Below are 19,015 nucleotides of genomic sequence, written 5' to 3'. Positions count from 1 at the left end.
CATCTCGTGGTTTTTGATGTCACGAGCAGCCGCTGACCGCGCTGCGCCCAGGGGTGCCACCGGAGACGGTGACGCCGATCGGACCGCCAACTCGGCGGCATGACGTAGGAGGACATCCATGCGAGTGAAATCTCGCTCGATGGCTATTGCCAGCATCTCCGCGGTCGCGCTTCTCGCGACCGCGTGTGGCGGCAGCAGCGACGACAGCAGTGGTGGCGGCGGCGACGGTGGCAGCGGCGGCGAGATCGTCGTCAACGGTTGCACCCCCGAGAACCCGCTGGTCGCGGGCAACACCGGTGAGACCTGTGGTGGCAACGTGCTCGACACCATCACCGCCAAGCTCATCCACTACGACTCGGAGACCGCCGAACCCTCGATGGACATCGCCGAGTCCATCGAGACCGACGACAACCAGAACTTCACGGTGAAGTTGAAGGACTACAAGTTCCAGGACGGGACCGACGTCACCGCCGAGAACTTCGTCAAGGCGTGGAACTACACCGCGTACGGTCCGAACGCCCAGCAGGGCTCCTACTTCTTTGCGCCGATCAAGGGCTACGACGAGATCCAGTGCTCCGGTGAGGGCGACGACCCCTGCGCCGGTGACGGCGAACCCGACACCAAGAAGATGTCCGGCCTGAAGGTCGTCGACGACAAGACCTTCACCATCGAGACCACGGAGAAGGTCTCCAACCTGCCGTTGCGCCTGGGCTACTCCGCCTTCGCCCCGCAGCCGGACGTGTTCTTCGACGACCCGGAGGCCTTCGGCCAGGAGCCGGTCGCGGCCGGGCCGTACAAGTTCGACTCGTGGGAGAAGAACAAGGCCATCAACCTGAGCAAGTTCGACGACTACTCCGGTGAGTTCGGTGGCCAGGTCGACAAGATCACCTTCAAGATCTTCAAGGAGCAGGAGGCGGCCTACACCGCGCTCCTCGGCGGTCAGATCGACATCATCGACGCGCTCCCGGCCAACGCGCTCATCGGCGACAAGTTCAAGTCGGACCTGGGCGAGGGCCACTTCCTCGAGCAGCCGAACTCCACGTCCCAGTGGATCGGGACCAACCCGAAAGTCTCCGAGAAGCTCTCGGACGTGAACGTGCGTCGCGCGATCTCGATGGCCATCGACCGCGAGACGATCATCAAGCAGATCTTCAACGGCGCCTACGAGCCCTCCACCGGCGTGGTCTCCCCCGTCGTCGACGGCTTCAAGGAGGGGCAGTGCGGCGAGTACTGCAGCTACGACCCGGAGAAGGCCAAGGAGCTGCTGGAGAAGGGCGGCGGCTACGAGGGCAAGCTGGCGCTGACCTACAACGGTGACGGTGGCCACAAGGAGTGGACCGAGGCGGTCTGCAACTCGGTCAAGAACGCCATCGGCATCGACTGCGTCGCCACCCCCACGGTGGACTTCGCGACCATGCTGACCGACCTCGGCGACAACGAGCTCAAGGGTCTGTGGCGCATGGGCTGGGTCATGGACTACCCGTCGATCGAGAACTACCTCGCCCCGATCTTCAGCAAGGGCGCGGCGTCGAACTACTACCAGTACGACAACCCGGAGTTCCAGAAGCTGCTGAAGCAGGCGGCTGCTGCGGACGACGCGGACGAGGCGAACAAGCTCTACCAGGAGGCCGAGCGCGTCCTCTCGGACGACATGGTCGCCATCCCGCTGTGGTACGGCAAGTCGATGATGGGCTGGTCCGACGACGTCGACGACGTCAAGGCCGACCCCTTCGGTAACCCCGTCCTCGCGGACGTCACCCTCAAGTGACCAGACCCTGGGTCTGAGCTAGTCCACCACCGGCCGGCCACCCCACCAGGTGGCCGGCCGTTGGTGTGCCCGCACGGGGTGCGTCCGCTCAGCGGACCCATCCTCCGAGCATCTGGAAGACTTACCTTCTGTCGGCGTCCACAGCGCCACCAACACCCCTAGGAGGTGAACGTGGGTAAATACATCGTCCGCCGAATCCTGCAGATGATCCCCGTCGTCATCGGTGCCACGTTCCTGATCTACGCCATGGTCTTCGCCATGCCTGGTGATCCCACGGCCGGCAAGTGTGGCGAGCGGCCCTGTCCACCCGCGTACGTGGCTGCGTTCAACGCGAAGTACAACCTCAACGACCCCCTGCCGGTCCAGTACGGCAAGTACATGGCCAACGTCGCCCAGGGTGATCTCGGTGAGAACCAGTACGGAATCCCGGTATCGGAGGACCTGAAGGACCGCTTCGCCGTCACCGCCAAGCTGGCGGGCATGGCCCTGGTCATCGAGGGCGTCATCGGCATCCTCGCTGGGGCACTCGCGGGCCTGCGCAAGGGCGGGTTCCTCGACAACCTCGTCCTCGTCAGCACCCTCTTCGTCATCTCCGTACCGGTCTTCGTCACCGGCTTCACCCTTCAGTACATCCTGGGGCTGAACCTGGGGATCGTGCCGCCGCTCGTCGGGGCGGATGCCACCTTCTACAGCCTGCTGCTGCCCGCCGTCGTCCTCGGGTCGCTGTCGATGGCCTACATCGCACGACTGATGCGCACCAACATCGGCGAGAACTACAAGTCCGACTACGTGCGCACCGCGAAGGCCAAGGGCCTGAAGCAGAGCCGCATCATCGGCGTGCACACGCTGCGCAACTCACTGATCCCGGTCATCACCTTCATGGGTTACGACTTCGGCGGGCTCCTCGGAGGGGCCATCGTGACCGAAGGGATCTTCAACATCCACGGAGTCGGCGGCTACATCTTCGAGGGGATCCACAACCGCGACGGCCTGGCTGTCGTCGGTGCGGTGACCGTGCTCGTCATCATCTACCTCGTCGCCAACCTCATCGTGGACCTGCTGTACGGCGTACTCGACCCGAGGATCAGCCATGACTGACAACACCCCCCAGGCACCCTCCCCCCAGAGGGAGACGCCGGGCGCGGACCCGGTGACCGTCGCTCAGGCACGGACCGGCGACGACGGGGTCGTCGCCCGGTCGCTGACCGCGAACGCCTTCCGCTCGCTCAAACGCAACCCGCTCTTCTGGGTCTCGAGCACTCTCGTGCTCATCTTCATCGTGATGGCGGTATGGCCGTCGCTCTTCACCAACCAGGACCCGCACTACGGCGTCCTGAGCCGGGCGATGCAGGACCCGAGCGCGCAGCACTGGTTCGGCACCGACCGGCAGGGCTACGACATCTACAGCCGGGTAATCTACGGCGCGCGGGCCTCGATCCTCGTCGGTGTCTTCGCCGCCTCCGGCACCCTCGTCCTCGGCAGCCTCATGGGCCTGCTCGCCGGCTACCTCGGCGGGGGGAATGACACGTTGATCAGTCGGGTCGCCGACATCTTCTTCGCCATCCCCCTCCTGCTCGCCGGCATCATCTTCCTCGCGGCCCTGCGCGAGGAGGAGACCCTCTTCGGCATCCCGATCCAGGGCTACTTCGGCGTGATCTTCCAGGTCGTGCTCGTGCTCGTCATCTTCGGCTGGCCGAGCATCATGCGTCTGATGCGCTCGTCGGTGCTGCAGGTCAAACCCAACGACTACGTCCAGGCGGCCCGTGCGCTCGGGGCCTCCCCGATGCGGATCACCCGACGGCACATCCTGCCGAACGCGATGGCACCGGTCATCGCGGTCAGCACGATCAACCTCGGTGCCTACATCAGCGTCGAGGCGACGCTGTCCTACCTGGGCATCGGGTTGCGACCGCCGACCGTCTCCTGGGGGATCATGATCACCGACGCGCAGATCGCGCTGCGCACGGACCCGTACATCCTCTTCTTCCCCGCCCTCTTCCTCAGCCTTGCGGTCCTGGCCTTCATCATGCTCGGCGACTCCGTGCGTGACGCCTTCGACCCGAAGAGCGACTGAGAGCAAGGTGAGTGACCACATGAGTACCCCCCCGACGACCGGCGAGCACCTGCTCGAGGTCGACGACCTCCACGTCGAGTTCCACACCGACGAAGGCGTGGCCCAGGCCATCAACGGCGTGAACTTCTCCCTCGACGAGGGAGAGACGCTGGCGATCCTCGGTGAGTCCGGCTCCGGCAAGTCCGTGACCGCCCAGGCGATCATGGGCATCCTCGACATGCCACCCGCAGTCATCCCGAGCGGCCGCATCCTCTACAAGGGCCAGGACCTGCTGACCATGGATGCCGACGAGCGGCGCAAGGGGCGTGGGCCGAATGTCTCGATGATCTTCCAGGACGCTCTCAGCGCGCTCAACCCCGTCTTCCCGGTGGGCTGGCAGATCGGCGAGATGCTCCGGATGCACCGGGGGATGAACCGCTCGGACGCCTACGACGAGGCCGTGCGCCTGATGGAGCGGGTGAACATCCCCGGTGCCAAGCAGCGTGTCAAGGCATACCCGCACCAGTTCTCCGGCGGGATGCGTCAGCGGATCATGATCGCCATGGCGATCGCGCTCAATCCGAAGGTCCTCATCGCCGACGAGCCGACCACCGCCCTCGACGTGACCGTCCAGGCGCAGATCATGGAGCTCCTCCAGAACCTGCAGGACGAGCACAACATGGGCATGATCCTCATCACCCACGACCTCGGGGTCGTCGCCGATGTCGCCGACCGGATCGCGGTGATGTACGCCGGTCGGATCGTCGAGCGCGCCGATGTCGAGGACATCTACGCCAAGCCGGGCCACCCGTACACCAAGGGTTTGCTCGAGTCGATCCCGCGACTGGACCAGAAGGGGCAGAAGCTGTCGGCGATCGGCGGTCTGCCGCCCAACCTCACCCGGATCCCGCCGGGCTGCGCCTTCCACCCGCGCTGCTACCTGGCGCAGGACATCTGTCGCGTCGAGCGGCCGGAGCTGCTCGATGTCGGACCGAACCGGCAGTCGGCGTGCCACTTCAGCAAGGAGGTGCTTGATGACTGAGCACGACGTGATCCTCAAGGCCTCCGGCCTGAAGAAGCACTACCCGATCAAGGGCGGCGTCCTGCGGCGCACGGTCGGCCACGTCCGGGCGGTCGACGGCGTGGACTTCGAGCTGCGCCGCGGCGAGACCCTCGGCGTGGTGGGCGAGTCCGGCTGTGGCAAGTCCACCCTGGGTCGTCTGCTGATGCGGCTGGAGGAGCCGACCGAGGGCTCGATCGAGTTCGACGGCATCGACATGTTCAAGCAGTCCGGCGGCGCCATGCGTCGCCTTCGCCGTGACATCCAGATCGTATTCCAGGACCCGTACACCTCGCTCAACCCGCGTCGCACCGTGGGTGAGATCATCGCGGAGCCCTTCGAGATCCACACCGACGTGGTGGCCAAGGGCAAGCGGCGCGCACGGGTGCAGGAGCTCCTCGAGCTCGTCGGCCTCAACCCCGAGCACATCAACCGCTACCCGCACCAGTTCTCCGGAGGTCAGCGCCAGCGCATCGGCATCGCCCGCGGCATCGCGCTGAATCCCAAGGTCCTGGTCTGCGACGAGCCGGTCTCGGCCCTGGACGTCTCCGTCCAGGCGCAGGTGATCAACCTCATGGAAAAGCTGCAGGACGAGCTGGGCCTGTCCTACGTCTTCATCGCCCACGACCTGTCCGTCGTGCGGCACATCTCCGACCGGGTCGCCGTGATGTACCTCGGGAAGATGGTCGAGATCGGGGACGAGGACGACATCTACTCCCGGCCGACGCACCCGTACACGCAGGCCCTGCTGTCCGCAGTGCCCGTGCCGGACCCCACGCTCCGGGGCAAACGCGACCAGATCGTCCTGCAGGGTGACGTACCGTCCCCGGCGAACCCGCCGGCCGGGTGCCGTTTCCACACCCGGTGCTGGAAGGCGCAGGACATCTGCAAGGTGGAGCCGCCACCGGAGCTCATCCCGCGCCCGGACGGTGTGGACGAGCACCAGTCCCGCTGCCACTTCGCCGAGCCGAGGGCAATCGTCGAGACCGTCGACGTCAGCGACCGTCCGGACAACAGCCCGTTTGCCGGTCTCAACGAGTCGGACGCCAGCACGTCCCCGGTGGAGTCCTCTGCCGGCGACGGGCACTGACACGGCGCCATACAACTGCGCGCCCTGACCCGTCACGGGTCAGGGCGCGCTGCCGTGGGCACGGTGCCCGACGTCGGGGACTCGCCCGGCGGCCCCTTCGTGCCCTCTGAGCCCTACGGCGCCCTACGGCGTTGCGCGCGCCCGTCACGCGGTATTTCGGGACACGGCTGCGCACAGTGCCGTAGGGCGAAGGGAGCCTGTGGAGAAGTCGACGACGGCACCGGCCGTGAGCGCGAGGATGTGGCCATGGACCAACGGATCGCCACGGTGATGACGGGTTTCGGTGGGGTCGCCGCCGCATCGGCACTGCATCTGCGGGGGATCCGCGCCAGGGAGATCACCCGGGCCGTGCGCGCCGGTGACCTCGTGCGGGTGCGCCGCAACGCGCTCGTCGACGGGGCGACGTGGCGGAAGGCCGCGCCGTGGGAGCGGCACGCGCTGCGGGCCCGGGCCGTCGCAGCGAGCTTCCCGCGCGACGCCCCACTGGCACTCACCCACCACAGCGCCCTCGCCGTGTGGGGGATCGCGTTGTACGGGGTGGACGACCGGGTGCACCTGACCTCCACGGACGGCAGACGGGGGCGCAACGACGACCGGGTCAGCTTCCACCGTCCGGTCCCGGCCCCCTTCGTCACCGACCACCGGGGGATCTCGCTCGTGCGGCCGGCGGCAGCCATCGTCCAGGTCGCGGCCCTCTCCGGCGGGGAAGCCGCACTGGTGAGCGCCGACGCGGCCCTGCGTGAGGGGAGGTGCGCGCCGGAGGACCTGCGGACGGCGTCGGCGACGCTCGGCGTTGCGCGTTCCTCCACGGCTCCGGGCCGGGTGGTTGCGCTCGCCGATGGCCGGATGGAGTCAGCGGCGGAGTCGCGTGCGCGGTGGGTCTTCGACGTGGCGGGGCTGGCCCAGCCCGTCCCGCAGGTGGTCATCCACGACGAAGAGGGCCGGTTCGTCGCACGGGTGGACTTCCTCCTGCAGGAGGAGCTGGTTGTCATCGAGATCGACGGGATGGGCAAGTACGAGGACATCCGTGACCTGCGCGCGGAGAAGGTGAGGGAGGATCGCCTGCGTGGGCTGGGCTACGAGGTGGTGCGCCTGACCTGGACGGAGCTCGCGGACCCCGGCGTCGTCCTGCGCAAGGTGCTCGCCGCGGTGGGGCGGGCCCACCTGCGTCCGGCCTGACGGCGTTGTGCGCACCCGTCACGCGGTATTTCGGGACACGGCTGCGCACAACGCCGTCGGGTTGGCGGAGGGCGTCCATTTGGGGCTGGGGTGCGCATCCTGAGAGAATCCCAATCATGCCCCTGACTTCCCGCCGCGACATCCGTAATGTCGCCATCGTCGCCCACGTCGACCACGGCAAGACCACTCTCGTCGACAAGATGCTCTGGCAGGGGGGCGCCTTCGGCGAGCACGACCACGTCGACGAGCGAGCCATGGACAGCGGTGACCTCGAGCGGGAGAAGGGCATCACCATTCTCGCCAAGAACACGGCGATCCACTACAACGGTCCCTCCGCGACCGCCCACGGCGCGCCCGACGGCGTGACGATCAACATCATCGACACCCCCGGCCACGCCGACTTCGGTGGTGAGGTCGAGCGCGGCCTGTCGATGGTCGACGGTGTCGTGCTGCTCGTCGACGCCTCCGAGGGGCCGCTGCCGCAGACCCGCTTCGTGCTGCGCAAGGCGCTCGCGGCGAAGCTGCCGGTCATCCTGGCGATCAACAAGGTCGACCGTCCCGACAGCCGGATCGCCGACGTCGTCGACGAGGCCTACGAGCTCTTCATGGACCTGGACGCCGACGAGGACCAGATCGAGTTCCCGATCGTCTACACCTCCGGCAAGGCCGGGGCGTCGAGCCTCAACCGCCCGGATGACGGCACCCTGCCGGACAACGGCGACCTCGAGCCGCTCTTCCGCACGATCATGGAGACGATTCCGGCTCCCTCCTACGAGGACGACGCGCCCCTGCAGGCGCACGTGACCAACCTCGACTCGAGCAACTTCCTCGGTCGCCTCGCACTGCTGCGCGTCTTCAACGGCGAGTTGCGCAAGGGCCAGCAGGTGACCTGGTGCCGCCACGACGGCACCCAGCAGAAGGTCAAGATCACCGAGCTGCTCATCACCGAGGGGCTGGAGCGGGTGCCGATGGAGACCGGCACCGCCCGCCCCGGCGACATCATCGCCATCGCCGGCATCCCCGAGATCATGATCGGCGACACCATCGCCGACGCCGAGAACCCGATCCCGCTGCCGGTCATCACCGTCGACGAGCCGGCGATCTCGATGACCCTGGGCACCAACACCTCCCCGCTCGTCGGTCGCGGACAGACCAAGGGCACCAAGGTCACCGCCCGCATGGTCAAGGACCGCCTGGACAAAGAGCTCATCGGCAACGTGTCCCTGCGCGTCCTGCCCACCGAGCGTCCCGACACGTGGGAGGTCCAGGGCCGCGGCGAGCTCGCGCTGGCGATCCTCGTCGAGCAGATGCGTCGGGAGGGCTTCGAGCTGACCATCGGCAAGCCGCAGGTGGTCACACGCGAGGTCGACGGCAAGCTCCACGAGCCGACGGAGCGGCTGACGATCGACACCCCCGAGGAGTACCTCGGCGCGATCACCCAGATCCTCGCCGCCCGCAGGGGCCGCATGGAGCAGATGACCAACCACGGCACCGGCTGGATCCGGATGGAGTTCCTCGTGCCCTCGCGGGGGCTCATCGGCTTCCGCACCGAGTTCCTCACCGAGACGCGCGGCACCGGTATCGCCAACCACGTCTTCGAGGGCTACGAGCCGTGGTTCGGCACGATCACCACGCGGATCTCCGGCTCCCTCGTCGCCGACCGGTCCGGCCCGGTGACCTCCTACGCGATGGTCAACCTGCAGGAGCGCGGCACCCTCTTCATCGAGCCCGGTACCGAGGTCTACGAGGGCATGATCGTCGGCGAGAACTCCCGGGCCGACGACATGGACGTCAACATCACCAAGGAGAAGAAGCTGACGAACGTGCGTGCGTCGTCGGCGGACAACTTCGAGAAGGTCGTCCCGGCGCGTCGCCTCAGCCTGGAGCAGTCCCTGGAGTTCTGCCGCGAGGACGAGTGCGTCGAGGTCACGCCGGACGCCGTGCGCATCCGCAAGGTCGAGCTCGACCACTCGTTGCGGGCCCGCAGCGCGGCTCGGGCTCGCAACGCCTGAGGAGGTACGCGCCGATGCGGCGCTCGACGCGCGGCACCCTCGCTGTCCTGACCACCCTCGCGCTGGCGGGGGCGGTGGGCTGCTCCAGCGACCTCGTGGACGACCTCGCCGAGACCAGCGTCGGCAGCGGGGCCAGCACGCCCACGGCCCCGGGGGGAGTCACCGGGCCTGAGGACCGGCTCACCGTCCTGGCGGCAGGACCGGTCCAGGCGTGGGACCCGCAGCGGATCACCGACCGCCGCACGGCCGGCTTCGCCTCCCGCACGTGGATGCGCACGCTCACCGCCTACCAGCCGGAGTCGGCGCTGTCCGGGCAGCGCACCATCGTCGGCGACCTGGCGAAGGGCACCGGCGAGTCGAACAAGGGCGCCACCCGCTGGACCTTCGAGCTCCGCCCGGGGGTCACCTGGCAGGACGGCTCGTCGATCACCTGCGAGGACGTGCGCCACGGGGTCGCCCGTTCCTTCGACCCCGAGATCGCCTCGAGCGGGTACGCCCTGACCTATCTCGACATCCCCAAGGAGTCCGACGGGTCCTCCGCCTACCCCGGGCCGCAGGGCGAGGAGGGAGGATCTAAGGAGGCAAAGAAAGCGCAGAAACTCATCAACGAGGCCGTGGAGTGCACGGACTCCTCGACCGTGGTCTTCCACCTCTCCCAGTCGGTGGGCAACTTCGACGAGATCGTCTCCCTGCCGGAGTTCGCCCCGGTGAAGGTGGATCTGGAGGAGAGGAACGCGAACTACCGCGCGTTCTCCTCCGGGCCGTACGAGCTCAAGGACGGGTGGACCCCGTCCAAGGGCGGTACCTGGGTGCGCAATCGCGAGTGGAAGCCGAAGTCGGACCCCCTTCGCCGGCCGGGCCCCGCCACCATCGTGCACAAGGAGGGGATCGCGCCCAAGGAGGCGCTGAGCGCGATCATCGACGGGGACGACGGCGGACGCACCCTCGCCCTCGACCCGGTGCCCCCGGCCCTCGGCGACGCGATCGACGAGGCGGGGTCGCTGGTCCAGTCCGCGCAGACCGACGGGCAGCTCGTCGACTACCTGGCCGTCAACGCCGGGAGCAAGGCCCTGAAGTCGGTCGACGTCCGCCGGGCCCTTGCTGCGGCGACCGACCGGGAGGCCTACGCTGCGAGCATGGGTGGGGGTACCGCGACGTGGTCGCTGCTGGGCACGGCACTGCCTTCGGCCCACGAGACCGTGCTGGACCACGGCCCGAACGGCAGCGCGGACGCGGCGAAGCAGCTGGTCAAGAAGTCGAAGGCCGACCCCCCGATCGAGCTGACCCTGGCCCACCGGGACTCCGATCGGCTGGAGGCAGCCCTCGAGGAGCTGCTGCCGGGCTGGAAGGAAGCCGGCTTCGACGTCACGCTGGAGCCGGTTGACGAGGAGGAGTACTTCACCACGATCTCCTCGCGCTCCTTCGTCGAGGACCACGACCTCGTCTGGACCAACTGGGGGCCGGACTACCCGTCGGCGTCGACCGTGCTGCCCCCGCTCTTCGACGACCGGGTCAACCTGTCGAAGAAGTCGGTCGGTCGCGACTACGGTCAGTACGCCGACAAGAACATCAACGAGGCCATGGACGACGCGAGCGGTACCCGTGACGACGTCGACCGTGCCAAGGAGTGGGCGACAATCGACACCAAGCTGCTCGAGGACGTGGCCTACGTGCCGCTGCGCCAGAGCCGACTGACCCACGTCGCGGGGTCCGAGGTCACCTCGCTCGTCGCGAACCCCGTCTACGGAGGAATCCCCGACCTGGGGCTCATCGGGGTGGCCGAGTGACTGCCCGGCTGCTGTTCGTCCACGCGCACCCGGACGACGAGTCCCTGGCCACGGGAGTGGCGATCGCCCACCACGTCGCCGCCGGTGACGAGGTGCACGTGCTCACCTGCACCCTGGGTGAGCAGGGGGAGGTCATCCCGCCCGAGCTGGCCCACCTCGATGCCGACCACGAGGACACCCTCGGTGAGTACCGCCGCGACGAGCTGCGGGCGGCGATGGCCGCGATCGGCGCCCACCACCGCGTGCTGGGCGAGGACCTGGCCAGTGGTCGGGCCTCCCGCTGGCGTGACTCCGGCATGGCCGGCACCGCCGGGGCGCAGCACCCGCGCGCCTGGGTCCGAGCCGACGACGACGTGGCGGTCGAGGCCGTGACCGAGGTGATCACCGAGATCGAGCCCGACGTCGTCGTCAGCTATGACGCCCACGGCGGCTACGCCCACCCCGACCACATCCGCACCCACGAGGTGACCCGGTGGGCCGTCTCGGCACTGCCCGAAGGGAGGCGACCGCACCTCTTCGGGACCTTCACCCCGCGCTCGTGGGCGGAGGAGGATCGCCGGGTCCTCGCCTCGATGCCCGGTCTGACCGAGCTGGGCTGGCAGCAGCCGGCGGGGGAGTTTCCCCCTTCCGTCGTCGCCGACGAGGTCGTGACGCACGCCGTCGTCGACGCCGACGCCGTCGACCAGCAGGTCGCTGCGCTGCGCCACCACCGCACGCAGGTCACGCTCGGACCCGATCGGACCTTCGCCCTGTCCAACGACATCGCTGCCCTGCTGTCGGGGCGAGAAGGCTACGCCCGACTGGATCCGGCCACCGGCCAGCCGCTGGAGTGCGGCAGCGAGCCGCGTCGAGCGTTGGTGGAGCGATGAGCAGCCACCTGGAGGACACGAGCCTGCGGTTCGCGATGGGGCACTTCGCCACCGGGGTCACGATCGCCACGACGCTCGAGGACGGACACGACCACGCGATGACCGCCAACTCGATCACGTCGGTCTCGCTCGAGCCGCCGCTGGTCCTGGTCTCCGTCCGCAACGACTCCGGGTGGCTCGATGCGGTGGACTCCTCGGGCGTGTGGGGAATCTCCCTGCTGCCCGAGTCCGGACGACCCGCAGCCAGCTGGCTCAGCACCGGTGGCCGGCCGCTGTACGGCCAGCTGTCACAGATCCCACACCACCGGGGGGAGCTCGGGGTGGCCCTCGTGGACGATTCGCTGGCCACGCTCGAGTGCCGGACGTACGCCGCCCACGAGGCGGGCGACCACACGCTCGTCGTCGGCGAGGTCGTGGCCAGTCGCGCCGACGCCCGCCGCGACGACCCCCTGATCTACTACCGCAGCCGCTACACGAGCACGAGGTGACCGCATGACCCACGACGAGTCCCGGATGGATGGGCGCGAGCACGGCCGAGGCCGCCTCTACGCTGCTGTCGGCTTCGTGATCCTCGTCCTCGCGGCGCTCTATGTCGCGGCGGCGTTCTACTTCGGGGACCGCGTGCCCGGTGACACCACGGTCGAGGGTGTCACCATCGGCGGCATGACGAAGACCGAGGCCCGCACAGCCCTGCGCGAAGGCCTGACGGACGAGGCGAGCGAACCGGTCGTCATCACGGTCGACGACGAGAAGCGGACCATCGACCCGGACGACGCCGGGCTGTCCTACGACTACGAGGCCTCCCTGGACGGCCTGACCGGCTTCAGCCTCAACCCGGTGAACCTGTGGGCGCAGGCCACGGGTGGCATCGAGCGTGACGTCGAGGTCGACGTCGACGAGGAGGCGCTGGCCGCTGCCGTCGACAAGGAGACCGAGGGCATGGACGCCAAGCCCGTCGAGGGCACCGTGAAGCTTGACGGCGCCACCGTGAAGACGAGGGCGTCAAAGGCTGGCCTGACCGTGGAGCGCGACGAGCTCACCCGGGACATCGCGGACGGCTGGCCGGACCAGCACGAGTTCGAGGCGCCGACGAGCCGGCCCGAGCCGAAGCTGAAGCAGAAGGACATCGACACCTTCATCAAGGATGAGCTCAAGCCGCTCATCGCGGCGCCCGTGACCGTGCAGGCCGGTGCTTCCGACGGCGAGGACATCTCCTTCACCGTCGCCCCCGAGCAGTTGGCCCTGGCTGTCTCCGTGACGAACGACGAGGGCGCGCTCGCCACGAAGATGGACGAGGGCATCGCCGCGGAGGCCACCGCCACAGCTGCGAAGGACTCCGGGAAGTTCCCGGCGGCCAAGGACGCCGTCGTCACGCGGTCCGGGTCGAGCTTCGACGTCGCTCCCTCGAGCACCGGCCTGAGCCTGACGACCGAGGGTGTGGGAGCCAAGGTGGTCGAGGCGATGGGCAAGTCCGGTGACGAGCGGGTCGTCACGGCGTCGACGACGAAGACGCAGCCGGAGCTGACCACGCAGGAGGCCAAGGACAGCCTCCCCAAGGAGCCGCTGTCCACCTTCACCACGTACCTGCCCGACAACCCGGTGCGCACGGCCAACATCAGGCTGGCTGCACGCACCCTCAACGGGGCGTACGTGGCGCCGGGGGAGACCTTCTCCCTCAACGAGCAACTGGGCCAGCGCACACCGGGAAAGGGCTACAAGCAGGCCGGCGTCATCTACAACGGTCGGCTGGCCAAGGACTACGGCGGCGGCATCTCCCAGCTGTCGACGACGTTGTTCAATGCGATTTTCTTCTCCGGGGCGAAGATCGAGGAGTTCCACCCGCACTCCTTCTACATCTCGCGCTACCCCGAGGGACGCGAGGCGACGATCTCCTGGCCGAACGTCGACAACGTCTTCACCAACGACACCGGCGCCGGCATCCTCATCAACGCCGCGGTCAACGGCAACGAGGTCACCGTGAGCTTCGACGGCCGCAAGAAGTACGACGAGATCAGGGCGGCGAAGAGCCCGCGGCGCAACGTCGTCGAGCCGGAGCGGATCACCGACGACAGCAAGAAGTGCGTGCCGCAGTCGCCCAACCCCGGCTTCACGGTCGACATCACCCGCAGCTTCATCAAGGGCGGCAGCACGGTGAAGTCCTCCTCGTTCACGACCGTGTACGACGCGGCCGACCACATCGTCTGCACCGGCTGAACCGCAGCTGCGACGGTTGCCCCGGGATCCGGCGGCGGCCTGAGCCGGACCACCACCCCTCTCGCGTCACCTCAGGTCCGCAGGGCCAGGTAGACGTAGTCGTGGTGCTGCTGCATGCCCGCGCTCCGGTAGAGCTGCTGGGCGGCGTCGTTGGACGGTTCGACCTGCAGGTAGGTCAGCGACGCACCGGCATCCCGGGCGGCGCTCGCGGCCGCGTGGGTGAGCCAGCGACCGATGCCGCGGCGTCGGTGTGTCGGTGCGACGTGCAGACCGAAGATCCCGGCCCAGCCGTCGTTCAGGGCGACGCGCACGACGCCGGCGGTCCCCCCTTCGCTGTCCTGCGCGGTGAGGAAGATCTGTCGCGGCGGGAGTGCGAGGATCTCGCGGGCGACGTCGAGGTGGTCACGCAGCCGCGGTGGGCCGCCGGCGAGCCAGGTCTCGTCCACGTGATCGCTCGAGTGCAGGCTCAGGCCCGCGGGTGGGGCAGTGGCCCCGGTCAGGAGCATGTCGGTGCGGCCGGTGAGGACGTCGGCCGGGTGGTCCTGCGTCCACCCGCGCTCGAGGAGCAGCGCACCGAGCGGGTCGTCGGCGGTGGCGGCCCCCCGGGGCCGGGGGAGCATGACGAGCGGGGTGAGGTCGCGCTCGGTGTACCAGGCCTCGACGGCATCGACCGCCTGCGGGAGCGGCAGGCCGGGCTCGCCCACGGGGAGTGCGGAGTTGGCGCGACCGGTCCAGCCACCGCCGGCCCGCAGCAGCCATCCGTCACCCGCTCGGCCGAGCCATGACTGCGTGCTGCCCGGCTGTCCCTTGGTCATCACGAGGTGGAGGTCCTCGATGCCGATGGCGCGGTGGGGTGCGCCCCGACGGACCGGCTTCGGTGGGATGGCGCGGGCGGCGACGACGAGGTCGCGACGCAGGACGACCTCACCGGTGCGCGTGCTCATCCGCACGCTCTCCTCGTCCAGCATGACGACCTCGCCGACGGTGTCGGTCAGTCGCGGCCCGCAGGTCGGCGGCGGGTCGATGCGGGTGCGCACGACTGCCCTCGACCCTGTGGTGATACCCCCCAGCAGATCGCCCATAAGGGCACATAGTATGGGTACATGACGTACGTGATCGCGCTGCCCTGTGTGGACCTCAAGGACAAGTCCTGCATCGAGGAATGCCCCGTGGACTGCATCTACGAGGGCAAGCGCAGCCTGTACATCCACCCCGACGAGTGCGTCGACTGCGGGGCCTGCGAGCCCGTGTGCCCCGTCGAGGCCATCTACTACGAGGACGACACTCCTGAGGAGTGGGCCGACTACTACAAGGCCAACGTCGAGTTCTTCGACGACCTGGGCAGCCCCGGTGGTGCCGCCAAGATGGGCATGATCGACAAGGACCACCCGATCGTCGCCGCGTTGCCTCCGCAGGAGCACGATGAGTGAGCAGGCGTGATCTCGACCCTCCCCAGTTTCCCCTGGGACTCGCTCGCTCCTGCCAAGGAGCGGGCGAGAGCCTTTTCGTCGTCCGACCCGGCTCTGGGTGAGGGGATCGCGGACCTGTCGGTGGGCACGCCCGTCGACCCGACCCCGCAGGTCGTGCAGGACGCGTTGACCGCCGCTGCGGACGCCCCCGGCTACCCGCAGACGTGGGGCACGCCCGACCTGCGCGAGGGCATCGCGCAGTGGTTCGCCCGGCGTCGCGGCGTGCCCGACCTCGACCCGGCCGGCGTCCTGCCCACGGTCGGGTCCAAGGAGCTCGTCGCGTGGCTGCCGACCCTGCTGGGTCTGGGCGCCGGTGACGTCGTCGGCTTCCCGACGGTGGCCTACCCCACCTATGACGTGGGTGCCCGGATCGCAGGGGCGACCCCCTTCGCCGCAGATGCCACCACCGCCTTCGGCCCGACCACGCCCTCGAGCGCACCGAAGCTGTTGTGGCTCAACAGCCCCAGCAACCCGAGCGGCAAGGTCCTGGGCATCGAGCACCTGGCCAAGGTCGTCGCGTGGGCGCGCCAACGGGGCGTCGTCGTCGCATCCGACGAGTGCTATGCCGAGCTGGACTGGCGCTCGCAGGAGGAGCGTGGGCAGCCCTTCGCCCAGCTGCCGACGACCCCGTCGATCCTCGACCCGCGCGTCAACGGCGGTTCCCACGAGGGTCTGCTCGCCGTCTACTCCACCTCCAAGCAGTCCAATCTCGCCGGGTACCGGGCGGCCTTCGTCGCGGGAGATCCTGCGCTGGTGGCGCGACTGCTCGAGGTGCGCAAGCACGCCGGGATGATCGTTCCGTGGCCCGTCCAGCGCGCCCTGCTCGCCGCGGTGTCCGACGACGAGCACGTCGCCGCCCAGCGCGAGCGGTACCGGGCCCGTCGTGAGGCCCTGCGCCCGGCCGTCGAGGACTTCGGCCTGCGCGTCGACGACTCCGACGCCGGTCTGTACCTGTGGGCCACCGCCGGCGAGCCCTGCCGGGTGACCATCGACCGGCTCGCCGAGCGCGGGATCCTCGCGGCACCGGGCGAGTTCTACGGCCCGGCAGGTCGGGAGCACGTGCGCATCGCGCTCACCGCGACCGACGAGCGCATCACCACCGCGGCCGCGCGGCTGTCCGCCTGAGCCGGCCACGGACACGCCGCTCGGTCAGCCGATGGCGGCAGGCGGGTGCGGGCGTCCATCCCGTGCCCCGTGTGGTGATGCAGCCCACGGCTGAGGTAGTTTCAGGGGTGAGAACCGCATGCCCGGGGCCACCGCCTCCGCGGCACGGCACGACCGAAGGGCTGATATTTCATGACCGATGACGCCACCTTCTCCGCCGCAGGCAAGGACCTGACCTTCCCGCTCGTCAAGGCCAGCGAGGGCAACGACGGATACGACGTCTCGACGTTGCTCAAGGAGACCGGCAACGTCACCCTGGACACGGGCTTCGTCAACACGGCGGCCTGCAAGTCCGACATCACCTACATCGACGGCGGCAACGGCATCCTGCGCTATCGCGGGTACCCGATCGAGCAGCTGGCGGGGAAGTCGACCTTCGTCGAGGTCGCCTACCTGCTCATCTACGGCGAGCTGCCGACCGCCGCCCAGCTGGGTGACTTCGAGGAGCGCATCAGCCGGCACACGATGCTGCACGAGGACCTGAAGGCCTTCTTCAACGGCTTCCCTCGCGACGCGCACCCGATGTCGGTGCTCTCCTCCGCGGTCTCCGCGCTGGGCACCTTCTACCAGGACAGCCTCGACCCCTTCGACCCGGAGCAGGTCGAGATCTCGACGATCCGCCTCCTGGCGAAGCTGCCGACGATCGCGGCCTACGCGCACAAGAAGAGCGTCGGCCAGCCGTTCCTCTACCCGGACAACTCGCTGAGCCTGACCGAGAACTTCCTGCGGATGACCTTCGGCTTCCCGGCAGAGCCCTACGAGCTCGACCCCGAGATCGTCAAGGCACTCGACCAGCTGTTCATCCTGCACGCCGACCACGAGCAGAACTGCTCCACCTCCACGGTGCGTCTTGTCGGTTCCGCGCACACCAACATGTTCAACTCCGTGTCGGCGGGCATCCACGCCCTGTCCGGCCCCCTCCACGGCGGCGCCAACCAGGCCGTGCTGGAGATGCTCGAGCAGATCCAGGCCTCCGACGACGGCGCCGAGACCTTCATGAAGCGGGTGAAGGACAAGGAGGACGGCGTCCGGCTCATGGGCTTCGGGCACCGGGTCTACAAGAGTTACGACCCGCGTGCGGCCATCGTCAAGGACACCGCCCACACCGTCCTCGAGAAGATGGGTGGTGACGAGCAGCTCGAGATCGCCATGAAGCTCGAGGAGGTCGCCCTCGCCGATGACTACTTCGTCGAGCGCAACCTGTACCCCAACGTGGACTTCTACACCGGCCTGATCTACACGGCCATGGGCTTCCACCCGAAGATGTTCACCGTCCTCTTCGCCATCGGTCGCCTCCCCGGCTGGATCGCCCAGTGGCGCGAGATGATCGAGGACCCGGCCACCAAGATCGGCCGCCCACGCCAGATCTACACCGGTCCCACCGAGCGCGAGTACGTGGCCATCGACAACCGCTGACCCGAGCGCTCCGCCGACAGATCCCCTCCGCCCGGCTCGGGCGGAGGGGATCTGTCCGTGTGCGGCCGGCGCCGTCAGATCGCGAAGGGGGTCACTCGCCGTGGAGGGTCACGCGCACCTGCGAGCTGGGCACGGCCTCGTCGGCATCGCCCCAGGACATGGCGGCATCGCCCGCGTCACGGGTCCACCGTCGGTCGCCGACCTGGACGGTCAGGACGTTGCGCGCCTTGGCCTGCGCCACGGCCCAGGCGCCCACCGCCCAGGCGTGCCGGTCGTCCTCAGCCCGGATCGTCACGACCTGGCCCTGCGTCGTGGCGCTCTGGCCGGTCTGCTCGGCGACGGCGGCGGCGAAGGTGTCGGGACGGCCGGCCGAGGTCGGCCCGTCGAGACGGCAGACCAGGCCGGTCGGGGAGTGGCCGGTGAGGGCCGAGGAGATGGTCCGCCCCTCGTGCTCGTGGTCGGCGTAGGCCTCCGGGAAGCCGCTGCGCTGCACCTCCTGGGCGATCTCGGTGATGCGCATGCCCTGCCAACCGTCGACCTTGGTCAGGGCGTCGTAGAAGGCGTTGGTCGAGTAGATCGGGTCCTGCAGCTGGTCGACGGTGCCCCAGCCCTGGCTGGGCCGCTGCTGGAAGAGGCCCACGGAGTCACGATCACCGTAGGTCAGGTTGCGCAGCTTCGACTCCTGGATGGCGGTCGCGACGGCGATCGATCCGGCGCGGGCCGGCAGTCCACGCTTGACGCCGAGCAGCACGATCGTGCTCGCGTGGTTCATCTGCTCGGGGTCGAAGCTGACGGTCTCACCGAGAGCCGTCGCCTCGCACTTCTCCCCGAGGAAGAGCCCGATCCGGTCGCGTGCGTACCAGACTCCAGCGGTGCACACGAGGCCGACGACGCACAGGGTGGCGACGGCCGTCAGCCAGCGGGAGCGGGGCAC

16 protein-coding genes are annotated in these 19,015 nt (G+C 68.7%); 14 read left to right on the top strand and 2 right to left on the bottom strand.

All coding sequences use genetic code 11. The annotated features are described in order from the left end of the window. Positions 1-139: 139 nt before the first annotated feature. The 11 genes from BJY20_RS04620 to BJY20_RS04570 all read left to right on the top strand — a co-directional run bounded on the left by BJY20_RS04620 (position 140) and on the right by BJY20_RS04570 (position 14,032). Positions 140-1,768 (top strand): peptide ABC transporter substrate-binding protein, encoded by a 1,629-nt coding sequence (locus BJY20_RS04620; protein WP_246297104.1) that lies wholly within the window; start codon positions 140-142, stop codon positions 1,766-1,768. A gap of 171 nt (positions 1,769-1,939) precedes the next feature. Beyond that, positions 1,940-2,866 (top strand): ABC transporter permease subunit, encoded by a 927-nt coding sequence (locus tag BJY20_RS04615; RefSeq protein WP_185990453.1) that lies wholly within the window; start codon positions 1,940-1,942, stop codon positions 2,864-2,866. Next, positions 2,859-3,842, top strand: coding sequence for an ABC transporter permease (locus BJY20_RS04610; protein ID WP_185990452.1), 984 nt, complete (start codon positions 2,859-2,861; stop codon positions 3,840-3,842). Before BJY20_RS04615 ends, BJY20_RS04610 begins: the two co-directional genes overlap by 8 nt. Positions 3,843-3,861: 19 nt before the next feature. Further along, on the top strand, positions 3,862-4,863 hold the full coding sequence (locus BJY20_RS04605; protein ID WP_185990451.1) for an ABC transporter ATP-binding protein: 1,002 nt from the start codon (positions 3,862-3,864) through the stop codon (positions 4,861-4,863). Next, entirely contained in the window at positions 4,856-5,971 is a 1,116-nt protein-coding gene (locus BJY20_RS04600) for an ABC transporter ATP-binding protein (protein ID WP_185990450.1), read from the top strand. The genes BJY20_RS04605 and BJY20_RS04600 overlap by 8 nt, the downstream gene beginning before the upstream one ends. Positions 5,972-6,217: 246 nt before the next feature. After that, positions 6,218-7,150 (top strand): DUF559 domain-containing protein, encoded by a 933-nt coding sequence (locus BJY20_RS04595; protein ID WP_185990449.1) that lies wholly within the window; start codon positions 6,218-6,220, stop codon positions 7,148-7,150. Positions 7,151-7,266: 116 nt separating this feature from the next. Beyond that, a complete protein-coding gene (typA, locus tag BJY20_RS04590; RefSeq protein WP_185990448.1) occupies positions 7,267-9,162 on the top strand; it encodes a translational GTPase TypA in 1,896 nt (631 codons plus the stop codon). Positions 9,163-9,176: 14 nt separating this feature from the next. Continuing rightward, positions 9,177-10,949 (top strand): ABC transporter substrate-binding protein, encoded by a 1,773-nt coding sequence (locus BJY20_RS04585; protein WP_185990447.1) that lies wholly within the window; start codon positions 9,177-9,179, stop codon positions 10,947-10,949. Beyond that, positions 10,946-11,818, top strand: a complete 873-nt coding sequence (mshB, locus tag BJY20_RS04580; RefSeq protein WP_185990446.1) for an N-acetyl-1-D-myo-inositol-2-amino-2-deoxy-alpha-D-glucopyranoside deacetylase — start codon at positions 10,946-10,948, stop codon at positions 11,816-11,818. The genes BJY20_RS04585 and mshB overlap by 4 nt, the downstream gene beginning before the upstream one ends. Further along, positions 11,815-12,306, top strand: coding sequence for a flavin reductase family protein (locus BJY20_RS04575; RefSeq protein WP_246297103.1), 492 nt, complete (start codon positions 11,815-11,817; stop codon positions 12,304-12,306). Before mshB ends, BJY20_RS04575 begins: the two co-directional genes overlap by 4 nt. 4 nt (positions 12,307-12,310) lie before the next feature. Further along, entirely contained in the window at positions 12,311-14,032 is a 1,722-nt protein-coding gene (locus tag BJY20_RS04570; RefSeq protein ID WP_185990445.1) for a VanW family protein, read from the top strand. A 71-nt stretch (positions 14,033-14,103) separates the two neighbouring features. Here BJY20_RS04570 and BJY20_RS16390 read toward each other — a convergent pair whose 3' ends face one another. Next, complete coding sequence (locus BJY20_RS16390) at positions 14,104-15,069, bottom strand: GNAT family N-acetyltransferase (protein ID WP_185990444.1); 966 nt, start codon at positions 15,067-15,069, stop codon at positions 14,104-14,106. A gap of 66 nt (positions 15,070-15,135) precedes the next feature. Between BJY20_RS16390 and fdxA the strand changes: the two genes are divergently transcribed. The 3 genes from fdxA (at position 15,136) to BJY20_RS04550 (ending at position 18,081) form a co-directional block, all read left to right on the top strand. Further along, positions 15,136-15,462 (top strand): ferredoxin, encoded by a 327-nt coding sequence (fdxA, locus tag BJY20_RS04560; RefSeq protein ID WP_185990443.1) that lies wholly within the window; start codon positions 15,136-15,138, stop codon positions 15,460-15,462. A gap of 6 nt (positions 15,463-15,468) precedes the next feature. After that, positions 15,469-16,626 carry a succinyldiaminopimelate transaminase gene (gene dapC, locus BJY20_RS04555; RefSeq protein WP_343062778.1) on the top strand — a complete coding sequence of 386 codons (1,158 nt, stop codon included), beginning with the start codon at positions 15,469-15,471 and terminating at the stop codon, positions 16,624-16,626. Positions 16,627-16,797: 171 nt separating this feature from the next. Continuing rightward, positions 16,798-18,081, top strand: a complete 1,284-nt coding sequence (locus tag BJY20_RS04550) for a citrate synthase (protein WP_185990442.1) — start codon at positions 16,798-16,800, stop codon at positions 18,079-18,081. A 91-nt stretch (positions 18,082-18,172) separates the two neighbouring features. Here BJY20_RS04550 and BJY20_RS04545 read toward each other — a convergent pair whose 3' ends face one another. Further along, positions 18,173-19,015 carry a hypothetical protein gene (locus BJY20_RS04545; protein WP_185990441.1) on the bottom strand — a complete coding sequence of 281 codons (843 nt, stop codon included), beginning with the start codon at positions 19,013-19,015 and terminating at the stop codon, positions 18,173-18,175.

This window comes from Janibacter cremeus (assembly GCF_013409205.1).
Taxonomy (GTDB): Bacteria; Actinomycetota; Actinomycetes; order Actinomycetales; family Dermatophilaceae; genus Janibacter; species Janibacter cremeus.
This window is presented reverse-complemented; position numbering and strand designations above follow the sequence as displayed.